12 protein-coding genes and 1 tRNA gene are annotated in these 13,667 nt (G+C 31.2%); 8 read left to right on the forward strand and 5 right to left on the reverse strand.

All coding sequences use genetic code 11. The annotated features are described in order from the left end of the window. Positions 1-40: 40 nt before the first annotated feature. The 5 genes from ACZIYX_RS13730 to ACZIYX_RS13750 all read left to right on the forward strand — a co-directional run bounded on the left by ACZIYX_RS13730 (position 41) and on the right by ACZIYX_RS13750 (position 4,584). Positions 41-577 (forward strand): AAA family ATPase, encoded by a 537-nt coding sequence (locus ACZIYX_RS13730; RefSeq protein ID WP_462682820.1) that lies wholly within the window; start codon positions 41-43, stop codon positions 575-577. After that, complete coding sequence (locus ACZIYX_RS13735; protein ID WP_462682821.1) at positions 577-2,484, forward strand: RecQ family ATP-dependent DNA helicase; 1,908 nt, start codon at positions 577-579, stop codon at positions 2,482-2,484. The genes ACZIYX_RS13730 and ACZIYX_RS13735 overlap by 1 nt, the downstream gene beginning before the upstream one ends. Continuing rightward, positions 2,481-3,428, forward strand: a complete 948-nt coding sequence (gene fmt / locus ACZIYX_RS13740) for a methionyl-tRNA formyltransferase (protein ID WP_462682822.1) — start codon at positions 2,481-2,483, stop codon at positions 3,426-3,428. Before ACZIYX_RS13735 ends, fmt begins: the two co-directional genes overlap by 4 nt. A 187-nt stretch (positions 3,429-3,615) precedes the next feature. Continuing rightward, on the forward strand, positions 3,616-3,888 hold the full coding sequence (locus tag ACZIYX_RS13745) for an HU family DNA-binding protein (protein WP_140589563.1): 273 nt from the start codon (positions 3,616-3,618) through the stop codon (positions 3,886-3,888). A 135-nt stretch (positions 3,889-4,023) separates the two neighbouring features. Next, a complete protein-coding gene (locus tag ACZIYX_RS13750) occupies positions 4,024-4,584 on the forward strand; it encodes a YqgE/AlgH family protein (protein ID WP_462682823.1) in 561 nt (186 codons plus the stop codon). On the opposite strand, the gene ACZIYX_RS13755 is transcribed toward ACZIYX_RS13750, so the two are convergent. Together ACZIYX_RS13755 and ACZIYX_RS13760 are read right to left on the reverse strand one after the other, a co-directional pair. Further along, positions 4,581-5,429, reverse strand: coding sequence for an aminotransferase class IV (locus ACZIYX_RS13755; RefSeq protein WP_462682824.1), 849 nt, complete (start codon positions 5,427-5,429; stop codon positions 4,581-4,583). The two genes, ACZIYX_RS13750 and ACZIYX_RS13755, sit on opposite strands and share 4 nt — an antisense overlap. 60 nt (positions 5,430-5,489) lie before the next feature. Beyond that, positions 5,490-5,882: an START-like domain-containing protein gene (locus ACZIYX_RS13760; protein WP_462682825.1), complete on the reverse strand. Its 393-nt coding sequence runs from the start codon at positions 5,880-5,882 to the stop codon at positions 5,490-5,492. Between the two features lie 199 nt (positions 5,883-6,081). Here ACZIYX_RS13760 and ACZIYX_RS13765 point away from each other — a divergent pair. Continuing rightward, positions 6,082-6,155: transfer RNA gene (locus tag ACZIYX_RS13765), tRNA-Met, on the forward strand. 361 nt (positions 6,156-6,516) lie between these two features. Here the strand turns inward: ACZIYX_RS13765 and ACZIYX_RS13770 are convergent. Both ACZIYX_RS13770 and ACZIYX_RS13775 read right to left on the reverse strand, forming a co-directional pair. Next, on the reverse strand, positions 6,517-7,320 hold the full coding sequence (locus tag ACZIYX_RS13770; protein ID WP_462682826.1) for a tetratricopeptide repeat protein: 804 nt from the start codon (positions 7,318-7,320) through the stop codon (positions 6,517-6,519). Further along, complete coding sequence (locus tag ACZIYX_RS13775; RefSeq protein WP_462682827.1) at positions 7,317-7,889, reverse strand: RNA polymerase sigma factor; 573 nt, start codon at positions 7,887-7,889, stop codon at positions 7,317-7,319. Before ACZIYX_RS13775 ends, ACZIYX_RS13770 begins: the two co-directional genes overlap by 4 nt. A 532-nt stretch (positions 7,890-8,421) precedes the next feature. On the opposite strand from ACZIYX_RS13775, the gene ACZIYX_RS13780 reads away from it, so the two are divergent. Next, a complete protein-coding gene (locus tag ACZIYX_RS13780; RefSeq protein WP_462682828.1) occupies positions 8,422-9,729 on the forward strand; it encodes a S8 family peptidase in 1,308 nt (435 codons plus the stop codon). A gap of 190 nt (positions 9,730-9,919) precedes the next feature. After that, complete coding sequence (locus ACZIYX_RS13785) at positions 9,920-12,667, forward strand: CHAT domain-containing protein (protein ID WP_462682829.1); 2,748 nt, start codon at positions 9,920-9,922, stop codon at positions 12,665-12,667. A 129-nt stretch (positions 12,668-12,796) separates the two neighbouring features. Here the strand turns inward: ACZIYX_RS13785 and ACZIYX_RS13790 are convergent, their stop codons facing one another. Next, on the reverse strand, positions 12,797-13,564 hold the full coding sequence (locus ACZIYX_RS13790) for a hypothetical protein (protein WP_462682830.1): 768 nt from the start codon (positions 13,562-13,564) through the stop codon (positions 12,797-12,799). Between the last annotated feature and the right edge of the window lie 103 nt (positions 13,565-13,667).

The following is a 13,667-nucleotide window of genomic DNA, read 5'->3' on the forward strand; positions in this document are numbered from 1 at the left end:
ATCCTTTTATAATTACGAAATTTGCAGTAAAATTATTCCTTTGGCAAAGAAAAAAATTGTTATCATAGGGGGGCCTTCTACAGGAAAGACCACAATCATTGAATATCTTGAATTAATTGGAGAAAATTGCCTTCATGAGATATCAAGGCAAGTTACTCTGGAAGCGCAACAACAAGGTATAGATCAGTTATTTTTGGAAGATCCTTTATTATTTAGTCAAAAACTTATAGATGGCCGCATAAAACAATATACCGATGCGACCAAAATGTCAACATCCAGAATATTCTTTGACAGAGGTATCCCTGATGTAATTGCATATATGAACTATATTAATAAATCCTATCCTGCAGAATTTATGACCGCATGTGAAAAATACAGATATGATCATGTGTTTTTACTCCCCCCCTGGGAAGATATCCATAAAACAGATAATGAACGTTACGAAAGTTTTGATCAGGCACTACGCATACATCATCATCTTTATGAAGCATATAACAATTTTGGATATCATTGTACAGAGGTTCCTTTTGGGAATATTAAAGAACGTAGTGATTTTATATTACAAAACGTTTTATAATGACTACTCCTTTACAAATATTGCAACATTATTGGAATCATAATACTTTCAGGCCTCTTCAGGAAAAAATCATTAACTCTGTACTGGAAGGAGATGATACTTTTGCTTTGTTACCTACAGGAGGAGGAAAATCAGTATGTTTTCAAATCCCTGCTTTATTAAAAGATGGTATTTGTATAGTTATTTCTCCATTAATAGCATTAATGGAGGATCAGGTAAAAAACCTGCAACAAAAAAATATTAAAGCTATTGCATTACCCAGTGGTATCAAATATACTGAACTAGATACTCTTTTAGATAATTGTATTTACGGTAATTATAAGTTCTTATATCTATCTCCAGAACGGTTACAACAAGATATTGTGCAAGAGCGTTTAAAAAAAATGAATATTAACCTTATTGCGGTAGACGAAGCGCATTGTATCTCGCAGTGGGGAAACGATTTCAGGCCTTCCTATAAAAAGATAGAAATACTACGAAAAATACACCCCTCTGTACCAATGATAGCTTTAACGGCTTCTGCCACCACAGAAGTTATAGAGGATATTATTACCGAGCTGGATCTTTTTCAACCAAAAATATGGAAACAATCTTTTTTTAGATCTAATCTTGGATACCGGATAGAAAAAGTAGTCGATAAAAATTATAAACTTACCCAAATATTAAATACCTACCCCGGTACTTCGATCGTATATGTAAGAAACCGAAAATCTGCTGTAGAATTAAGTGATTTTCTTAACGCAAACGGATACCCTTGTGCATACTATCATGGAGGTGTAGATGCCGAAAAGAAAGCCAAACGATTTACCCAATGGCTAAAAGAGGATATTAGGGTAATGGTAGCCACAAGTGCTTTTGGAATGGGAATCGACAAATCAAATGTTCGTACCGTAATCCATTATACTATTCCCGAAAGTATAGAAAGTTATTTTCAAGAAACGGGAAGAGCAGGAAGGGATGGAAAAGAATCTTTTGCTTTTCTGTTAAAAAATGAAAATGACAATCAACGATTAAACAATCAATTTATAAAAGTATTACCAGATATAGATACCGTAAAATTGGTGTATAGAAAACTTTGCAATTATTTTCGAATATCTTATGGGGAAGGTGAACAAAGCATTCATGATTTTGAGTTTAATACATTTTGCAAAACATACAATTTTAATACTTTAAAAGCCTATAATACCCTTCAATTTTTAGATCGTTGCGAGGTTATCCGGTTTACACAACGGTTTACCAAAAAAAGTAGTGTTCATATTACAACTACAGGTAATCAGTTTTTGGAGTTTATGGAGAACAATAAAAACCATGAACTCATAGCTAAAGCTATTTTAAGAACCTACGGAGGGGTTTTTGATGAAGAGGTAGAAATTAGCCTCCCCCTTATTGCTTCTAAAATCAATACTCCAGAATCTACAATTATTGCTGTTCTCAACACATTGCATGAGGCAGGATTATTGAAGTTTACCCACCACATCTCTGATGCCGAAATTATTTTTTTGATCCCCAGAGAAGATGACCATACCATAAATCGTATAAAACATCATCTTATACGACAAAATGCTTCTAAAATAAAAAAAATAAACGCTATTATAGAGTTTACTGAAAATAACAGGATATGTAAAAGCAAACAATTACTTCATTATTTTGGAGAGAAAGAAACAAAAGATTGTGGTATATGCAGTTCTTGTATTATTAACAAAACTAATTCTGATTTTACAAATCTTAATAAAATACAAGAAGATATATTAAAGCTTTTAGCGATAAAAAACTTATCTTCAAGAGATTTACTGGCACAATTACCATATTCTGAAAAACTATTGTTAAGGGTTTTACAAGAAATGAACACACATCAAATTATAAAAATCAATACTGACAACAACTATCAATTAGTACAGAACCAATGAGAGATTTAAGAATCCTGTTTATGGGAACGCCAGATTTTGCTGTCGAAACCCTAAAAATAATAATAGAACATAAATATAATGTTGTTGGCGTGATTACAGCACCCGATAAACCTGCTGGCAGAGGCAGAAAACTTAGAGCTTCAGCAGTAAAAGAATATGCGTCCTCCAAAAATTTAAAAGTCCTTCAACCTACCAATCTTAAGGATGAAAAATTTATTGAAGAATTAACTTCTTTAAAAGCAAATCTTAATATTGTTGTAGCATTTAGAATGTTGCCAAAGATAGTCTGGGATATGCCAAAATATGGCACTTTTAATTTGCACGCTTCTCTTTTACCAGATTATCGGGGAGCAGCACCAATAAACTGGGCAATCATTAATGGCGAGAAAAAAAGCGGGATTACTACTTTTTTTATTGATGAAAAAATAGATACTGGTAATGTTATATTTCAAAAAGAAGTTTGCATAAACGATGAGGATACTGCTGGCATATTGCACGACAAACTTATGACAGAGGGCGCTAAACTTGTTTTGGAAACTATAAAAGCCATAGAAAATGATTCTGCAAGTGTTAAACCTCAACCAAAAGAAGATACTTTTAAAACAGCTTATAAATTAAATAGAGAGAACACCAAAATTAATTGGGAAGAGGATATTAACACTATATACAATTTAATAAAAGGGTTAAGCCCCTACCCTGCCGCATGGTGCAATTTGTATAATAAAGGGGTATCTGAGACTATAAAAATATATAATGCCAGCCCTGTATCAGAAACCCATAATTATAAAACAGGAAAGATTATTATTGAAGATTCAATTATCAAGGTTGCTGTACAAAACGGGTATATTTTAGTGAACCAACTTCAATTACCTGGTAAAAAAGTAATGGAGTCCAAAGCTTTGCTAAACGGGTATGACTTTTACAGAGATGCCAAAATGAGTTAAATCCTATGTATAATAAGGGTTAAAGAATCTATAAAAAACAACATTGGTTATTAACAATCGTATTGAGTTATCAACAAATCCCTGTATTTACTGGGCTAATGCTTGCATGAATCATAAATCCGTATAAATTTGTAAAGCGTTTAACATAAAGATTGGTTTAACCAACAATTAATTTAAAAACAGAATTATGAACAAAACAGAATTAATCGATGCAATGGCAGCTGACGCTGGAATTACTAAGGCAGCGGCTAAAAAAGCCTTAGAATCTTTCTTAGGAAACGTTGAAGGTACTCTTAAAAAAGGAGGACGTGTTTCTTTGGTTGGATTTGGATCTTGGTCAGTATCAAAAAGAGCTGCAAGAGAAGGTAGAAACCCACAAACTGGTAAGACTATTAAAATCGCTGCTAAAAACGTTGTTAAGTTCAAAGCTGGTGCTGACTTATCAAATTCAGTAAACTAATCAGTTCGTTTTCGATATTATTCAGAAGCCTCCTCTTGTATGGAGGCTTTTTTTATGATTTGATTACAAAAAACACATTACAGCTTTGATTTTTAGAAATAATTATTTAGATTTAAGATAACCAAAATTATCAACATGATATCACTTCAACCCACAAAAGGACATTTATTAATAGCAGAGCCGTCTATTATAGGGGATGTCTCTTTTAATCGCTCGGTAGTTCTTTTGGCAGATCATGGTGATCAAGGGTCTATTGGGTTTATAATGAATAAACCCCTTGACTATTTTCTTGCTGATCTAATCCCCGAAATAGAAACCGAATTTAAAATATACAATGGTGGTCCCGTAGAGCAGGATAATCTGTATTTCATACATAAAGTACCAGATTTAATACCCAATAGCGTTGAGATATCCAGTGGTATTTATTGGGGCGGAGATTTTGCTATTGTTTCTAAGCTTATTACCGAAAACAAAATAACCCCTAATGAAATCAGGTTTTTTCTGGGATATTCTGGTTGGGATTCAAAACAATTAAACCAAGAATTGGAAGCTAATTCCTGGGTCATTGTTGAAAACAATTACAAAAAGAATATTTTTGGTAAATCCTATGATACTTTCTGGAAAGAAAAAATGATAGAATTAGGTGGGGAATATATGCTTTGGTCCAATGCTCCAGAAAATCCCGCCTATAATTAATCCCCCAACCTTACTCTGGTATTTAATATCCCTAATAATCTTTTGCTGGTTTTTGATCCATAGCTCTTTTTCCTAAACTTTGTTACAGGCAAAATACCTGTAATTACATTAGTAATAAATAATTCATCTGCTTTTTGTAATTCGAACGGAGAGATAGAAGCTTCTTCTAATTGATATTCTGGCAGTTTATCAAGAATACGCAACAATTGTGTTCTTACAATTCCTTTAAGGCACCCATCTGTCAAAGGAGGAGTTTTTATAGTGTTTCCTTTTACCAAAAACAAGTTGCCGTTTAAAGCTTCAACAATCATTTTATTAGAGTTTAAAAGTAAACAACCATCAAACCCATTCTCTTTAGCAAAAATTCCTCCAAGAATATTTATCAATCTGTTATTTGATTTTAAAGTAGATAAAAGATCTGCTGCTACATAATGATCCTTAAACAAAGTAATTTCATACTCTTTTTCTGTAATTGTGTAAAAACCAGATTGCAAAGCCGAAACCGATATCGTATATTCTATTTTGTTAGACAAAGGGGTATATAACCCACCTGCTACCCTATGTACCATTAACTTTACTCTTGCCGAACTGTTGCTTAACCCATTTTTTGAAACAATATCTATAATCTCATGTTGCAAAAACTCTGGAGTAAATTGCATTGGTATTTGCATCCTAAGAATACGCATAGAAGCCATTAACCTAAAATAGTGGTCTTCCCAAAATAAAATATTTCCAGAATTAACCCGAATAGTTTCAAATAACGCATCCCCATAGTTATATCCCCTGTTATGAATAGTAAGCAATGCGTTATCGTCCTCTAATAAATTTCCATTAATATTAATCATAAAAAAAGCCCCATAAAGTTTATTTTATGGGTTTTAAAATTTAATGTGTAAAAAGAAAGCTTATGCCGAACCCAAAACTTGTTTAAGGTTGCTAATCATATTATCCCAAAGCATTTTACTTTCAGGAATCTCATCTTCTTCAGAATAATCTGTAATCATAAGAGAAACATCTTTGGTTATTTCATCTACCTGAATACGTAATTCGAAAAAATAATCGTTTCCTTCTTCTTCATCTTCTATCCATCTAAATTTAATTCTCTCTCCACTTTTTCGGCTTAGGAGTTTTGCTTCCTCTTCAGAGTCATCCCAAATAAATGTAAATAGCTCTCCTCTGGAGTTTACATTATCTGCAAACCACTCTGATAGCCCAGATGGTGTTGAAATATATTGATATAATAATTGCGGTGATGACTGTACCACAAATTCAAGTTCATATTTTGTTTTTTCAGACATATCATATAATTGTTGGTAAGCCAATATATAGATTAATTATATACTATAAAAGTACATTGAAAAAAAAATTAATTATCCATAAATGTTTGCCACAATCTAATTTGTTTTTATATTTGCACCCTCTTAAAGAGTACTACAAAAAATGCTCTGCTTAATAAAACGATTTAAAGCCGTTTTGTTTTGTTGTAATAAGAAATTTGGCGAGGTAGCTCAGCTGGTTAGAGCGTCGGATTCATAACCCGGAGGTCGGGGGATCGTGCCCCCCTCTCGCTACAGATCAAAAACCACGATAATCCTAGTAAAAATGCGCCTTAAGGCGCATTTTTTTATCCCTTTAACCTAGGCTTCTAATATTACGTTTCTAAAAACAATATAATTTTATGCTTTGTTTAGGTTCAAAAAACATTTGTCTTACTGCTTATTTTTATTCTTTAAAAAAGTTTTCATAGATCATAAAAGGGTAAAATAAATATACTTTTATAGATCTTTTAAAAAAGTGTTTCTTGCACAAACGACAATATTTTTCAGGCAATTTATGAGTGAAAAAAGTAGTAATAGTAAAATAAATCGGCTGTTTTAGCCTTCTTCGTATAAAAAAACGTCTATAATTTTATTCCGGCAGATAAAAAAATGCTCACTGTAACCTGTTTAAAAGTTCTTTTGCTTCTTTATATTTATAATCCTGAGGTTTTCTTGACAGGTTTTGTAACTGCTTTTTAGCTTCTTCAACTTTATTTATCTTTAAATAAGTTAAAGAAAGATACCAATATGCTTTTGACGCATCCAGTGTCTTGCTGCCAAGTAATTTTTCAAAACTTTTTATCGCTGCTTCGTTTTTATCTAATTCTAATTGAGTAACTCCTATATATAATAAAACTTGTGGATTGCTCTGTATTGAGTTTTTGGATATGTAAGAATTAAATATTGGTAATGCTGCATCGTACTCCTTTTTTCTAAAAAGTATTTCTCCTTCAGATAAACTTGTAACGCCATCCCTTAAGCTTAATGACGGAAGGTCATTCCAGTTTTTGTACTCGGCATATAAGCTTTTAGCATCTATATCTTTATTTAATTGTATAAAAACAAATAAACCTATTACCAACAATGCGGCTATAGATCCTGCATACACTATTATCTTTTTAATTTTTGTAGAAGAAGAACTAAAATAGGCATCTTCTGCTTTTTGTATTTTTTTGGCTATCGATTTTCCTTTTTCGCTTTTTAAAAAAGTTTCATAGGTAGTAATTTTATCGTTTTGAGCAGCATTATTGGATACCTCCCAATCTGCATCATTATATAAGGTATGCATTTCCTTATATATTTTAAATTCTTTTTGTGCAACGGGATCTGACTCTATTTTTTTTTCAAAAGCTTTCTGTTCTTCCAGGGTCATCTCTCCGTTCAGATACATTTCTATTTCTTTCTCTAAATTATTCATAACTCCTTTAATTCATTATATCGAGAATCGGTTTGTATGGCTTCTTTAAGCTTTGACTTACATTTAAAAATACGTTGTCTAACGGTATTTTCTGTAGCATACCCTAATGTATCTGCAATTTTAGAATATGGTATCTTATTAAAAAAAAACTGAAGTATTTTTCTGCAATTTTCTGAGATTTCTTCTAGTTTTTGTTGAAACAATTCCCATTTTTCTTGCTCATAAGCTGCTAAAGCTATTTCTCTTTCTTCATGTACCAGATCTATAACTGTAGAATTTGTTACCCTGGATTTATGAATTTTAACTTCTCGTCGCCAAACATTTTTACATGTAGTAAAAAAATAGCCTTCAAAACTAGAGGTTATTGCAAAATCTTTTGCTTGTGCTCTAACAGATAATTGTAGTAGTGCTTTTTGCATAACATCCTTAGCATCGTGCTCTGTACCATCATGGGTTCGTACATAGGTAAAAACTTTTGGGTATACTTTTTTATAAATATCTTTGATTCCCGCCTCATTACCATTAACAAGGCTTTCTAATAAATAATTATCGTACTTTTGGGTACTCATGTACTACAAAGATTGGTTAGGTTAGATCTAAATTTGGGTACTATTTGTGGCTTTACCAACATACCATACTACAAACTTAGATATAATTTCGAGATTTGTACAGGGGGAAAACCTAATTTATTAAAAATGTATGATGTTTACCTCCCTCCTTAAAAAAACAATAAAAATATACTATATAAACTCTTTGATTTCATCTTCTTTATATTGAACTCATCTTGACTTTTTCTATTTCCTAAAAAAATGGCTGAAATTCACCCATATTTTATTACTTTTCTTACCCGTAGCGCTGCTATAGCTTTCAAAAAGTGCTTTATCTGGTCAAATTTCAACTTATTTTCGGTTAAAAACAAAAAGTCAAGATGAGTTCATTCTAATGTTTATAAAACCGAAAAAATAATAACAGTAAAAGGGTAACATTTTATTTATTTTGCGCTCTTGTTTGCAAATATTTATAAACCAAAAACATATCAAAGCTCTTGGGGAAGAAAATTATGCTTTGATATATTAAAATTTAAAGAACATGAAAAAAAGTATGAAATTAATTACAATATTATGTCTTTTAGCAATTTGGAGCTGTACTACAGATGAGGGAAATTTTGTTGAAAAAGATAGTATCCAAAATATTACAAAAAGTACAGGGACTGTTCCTATACCTGACATAGTAAATAATCAAATAGTAATTAAGTTTAACAACCCATTATTACCTTCAAATCAAAAACAGGCAATAAGAGATACTATCCAAGCTCGACACAAATTCACAATACAAAGCATCGAAGTTTGTGACTGTGATCCTAATGGCCCAGAATTATGGACTATAGGTATTACACAAATTGGTTTTTTGGGAGTTGAAGAGCTCGTTAAAAATTTGGATAGTAACGCTTCTGAAGGAGGTGTAGAAGGAGATCTTCAGTTTTATATTAATATAAGTAACAATCCTTTGTCAGGATTATACTCTAGCTCTATGAGTTCTAAAATTGCAACCAATAGTAGTCCAGATATTGTGAATATTGCGATTTTAGATACAGGTATAGATTATAGTTATTTCTCTGGACAATTTCTATATAATACACAAAACACCAATAATGGTGCTTCTGGTATTTCTGGTTGGGATTTTGTAAACCATGATAAAGATATACAAGATGATCATGGTCATGGAAGTATTGTTGCCAAAGTTATTACTACAGAATTAGACATTACCAATACTCCATATAATATACTAGCTGTTAAAGCATTTGATAAAAGAGGAAAAGCGACCTATTTTGATGTTGTTTGCGGAATGAATTATATATCAAAACTTACCAATATTCATATAATCAATATGAGTTTTGGTTGGTATGGAAGAAACCAACAGTCTATCTTAAGAAATTTAATGGATGATGTAAAAAATAATACTTTAATAATTACCTCTGCTGGTAACCTTGGGCTAAATACAGACGAAATCGAGAATATGCATTTTCCATCGGGTTATAGGCTAGATAATACAATAGCAATTGGTGGGTATGAGTTAGAATCAGAACAACAAAATCATTGGGGAGTACAAGACATATTAGATAGGATTATAATCCATAAATCTAACTATGGTTCTGAGAATATAAATCTCGTTGCTCCTTTGGATGGTTATAATCTTGTTTTTAATATGCAAGCAGGAAATCGAATAGAAACCGTTCATCCTATCGGAACCTCTTTTTCTGCTGCCTATGTTACAGCAAAAGTAGCAGAATTATATGATAGACAGCTTTCTGTTTCTGATCTTAAGAATCAAATAATGCTTACTACACATAGCTTACAAAGAATACAAGCATCTATAATGGATGGAAACGTATTAGTACGAAATCATTAGAATAGAAATATTTAATTATAGTACAGAAAATCTTAAATTTTAAAAGAAACCATAAAAAAAGAGTACCAAATACATAACAGATCTGGTACTCTTTTTTTTATTTTAAATAACTACTTTTTATTTTAAATAACTACAAATTTTTCTCTTCCATAGAATTTGTATTCCTATAATAAATTTATAATTTTATTACATGAAATACAGACTCGTTGTTTATTTATATTTATTTACTTTTTTTTCTTATTCACAAGATTACAAAATTTTTCAAAAAAAATTATCCCCCAATATTCCTTTAGAAATAGCTGAACAGAAAATTGACTCTTTTGTCAACAATGCTACAAAAATTTTACCTCCGATTGAAATAGCAGATCATTACCATGAATACGGATTGTGGTATTTCCAAAAATGGAATATCATTAAAGATATTACTCTTTTAGAAAAAGCATTTTTTTATACTGAGAAGTCAAAAAACATTAAAAAAGCAATATCTAACATTGATCAACAATCGTTAAATAAGACTTTATACAATTTAGGTCATTTCAGCTTTAGAAAGCATGATTTTTTTGAAGCCATAAAGTATTATTCTGAAATAATCAAGGCAGATGGAACTAAAAAAAGACTCCTCTTTTCTCACATAGCACTAGGGGAAACTTATACAAAAATCGGAGATTTTCATAAAGCTTTACATATTTTAGAAAAAGGAATTGAACTAGCTGGAAGCGATAAACTTTATCAAAAAAATATAATAGATGGATATATACAACTAGCAGATACATATTCACTAATGGGGTATGAAGAATATTCTTCAGAAATTCAATCAAATTTACAAAAGGCAGACTCTATTTTAGATTTGGTTTCATTTAATACAATACGTCATAAAAACTATATCTATCAAATAGAAGGAAATCGGTTACTTAAAACTAAAAAATATCTGCAAGCTAATTTCTTTTTTCATAAAACTTTAGAAAATTTATATTCTAGCGATTCTTATAACAAAGCAATTACCTATAATAGTCTTGGAGTATCATTCCATAATTTACGAAAATTAGATAGTGCACAATTTTATATACAAAAATCAATTTCTGTAGCCCCAAATTTCACTCCCGCACATGAAAATATGGGCGATTTATACATAGAACAAAAAGATTTTATTAAAGGATTACAGGCATATCAAAAAGCAATTGACTATTCTGTTTCTAATGATAAAAATTCAGGATATAAAAATTTGATAACAATTCAAGAATTAGAGGTAACAGTTAACAAATATGATTTATTACATCACCTCATCCAAAAAGCCAATGGGTGGATGCAATATTATCATCATGATAATGATAAAAGTCACCTCATACAAGCTTTAAAAACTTTCAAATTAGCAGACAGACTAGTAGATATTATTCGTTTTGAAAGTACCGAGTATAAATCTAAATTGTTTTGGCGAGAGCAAGGAGCGTCTTTATATAGGAAAGCAGTAGAAACTTGTTATCTACTTAAGAAATCAGAAGAAGCCTATTATTTTATGGAAAAAAATAAGGCGTTATTATTACTGGAAGATATCACCAATGAGCAAGCTAAAGAAAATACAAAACTACCTGTAGTAATAGCAAAACGAGAGTTTGCACTAAAGCAAAAAATATATCTATCCGAAAACGAATTAAATACTTCTCAAAAACTATCTAAAGATAGTATCCAGATTATAAAAGAAAAAGTATATCAAAATAAGCGTGTGTACGAACAATTTGTAGATTCTATATCCAAAATATACCCGGAATATGCTGTAAGTAAAAAAAAGATAGCGGTATTGCCATATTCTGCTTTTACCACAAAATACATTTTAGAGGATGAAGTGGTACTACAATACATACTCGATAAAGACCAAGGGTATGGTTTACTTACTACCTCTAACAAATCTGTTTTTTTTGAGATTAAGGATGTTCCTGTACTTATAGAGAATATTAGCCTTTTACGCAAGCAATCTTCGCAATGGTTTGCTAATCAAAAGCAATTAACTAGGTACCAAAAAAATGCAAATATTATATTTCAAAAATTAGTACCGCAACAAGTTTATACTCTTATTAAAGAAAAAAAAGTAACTATAGTGCCAGATTATACTTTACAACAAATATCTTTTGATGCATTAACTACCTCTGCACAACCGCATAGTTATTTTATAAAAGATGCCGAGATACGCTATGCCTATTCGATGTCGTACCTGGATAGAAAAGAACAGGTTACAACTACTTCAAAGTACCCGTTTATAGGTTTTGCTCCCGTAACTTTTTCTAACGACAAATTAGGAGAGCTGCCACTTAGTAAAGACGAAGTACTCTCGATTGCAGGATTATGCAGCGGTGATACACTCCTTGAAGAAAAGGCTACCAAAGCTAATTTTCTGGATACTATTCAAGAATATAAGGTTATCCACCTGTCTACACATGCCGACATTGGGGATATTGCAGATCCCTGGATTGCTTTTAGGGATCAAAAGTTATCTTTACATGAAATTTACGCTACTAAAAATCAATCGGATATGGTGGTGTTAAGTGCTTGTAAAACTTCTTTAGGAGAATTAAAACAGGGCGAAGGAGTTATGAGTCTTGCCAGAGGTTTTTTTCATTCTGGCGCAAAAAGCGTAGTATCTTCTTTATGGGCTACCAATGATAAATCTAGCCAGGAATTGATGCTGGATTTTTACAAAAAACTAGATAAGGGAGAAACTAAAGCATCTGCTTTACGTAATGCTAAATTAAACTATATACAAACGCATAATGGTAGTGAATTATCTCCTTTTTACTGGGGATCTTTAATTTTAATTGGAGACAACTCCCCTATTGCTTTATCTCAAAACACCTATTATTGGTATTGGAGTGGCTTATTTGTAGTTTTAATACTTATTACTGGTATTTTTTATCTTAGACAAAAAAACAAAAAAGCTAAACGATAATACTATCTATTTAGCCCTTTCTTAAAACAACATGAAATTTTTATTTATCCTTTAGTTTATAGAGAGATAAAAAAACATTGAAGATGTATTCTTATCTCTTCTGGATTTTATTTAGTAAAATAATACGATTTATGGCCTTTTTGAAGTTGCTGAAAATGAGGACACCTTATCATTCCAGGACTGGCGCCAAAACCACCATCCAGACAATGTGTATCGTCTTAGGTCATCTACTCTTAAATTTGGATCATTATATGGTTTAAAAAAAGTGTAAGACTTTCCTCTTTTGCAAATATCCTCAAATAATGTTATAGAAACTTCCCACCGGTATAAAGAGCTGCACATAAAAGAGCTTAATTGGTCATTATACACCCCTAAGTGGTTCTTAGTATAGTCTTTTCTCTTAAAAGCTGTTATACCTGTCATTTCGTCAAAATAATCTATATCCTTATAAAAACGATAATCTATAGGTCCGTATGTATCTACATCCTCGCATTCATTTTTTTGATTCTTTGTATCAGAAATACCTGAACCATCCTGTCCTAAATATGCAGTGGCTTCTTTATAAGTATTAAAAACTTTGGATGTAATCCAGTTGTTAGTATTATTTTCTCCATTCATAATAAATACAACAGATTTAGATTTTGATTCTTCACCAAAAACCTTTGCTGCCATTTCAATATCTCCTTCTGTACGAACAACTTTATTTTCTTTGGTATCTAAAAAATAAGCTACTTTAAATATTTCACCATAATAATCATACTCATGTGTAATTATATCTACAGATTCTTTAGTTTTTTCGGTTTCGGTATTTTCGGTATTTGTTTCTTGCAATATGTCTTCATGTGTGCATGCAACACATAGCATACTAAATAGTAGTATCTTAAAAATATTTTTCATTTGTAAATTTTTTATGTGCGTAAATTGATTTAACTGTATCTCGTTATTATATTAGATTACACCATTTAATGAACTACCCCCATAATTCATTAAATGGTTATGT

It is taken from the genome of Aquimarina sp. (genome assembly GCF_977115655.1).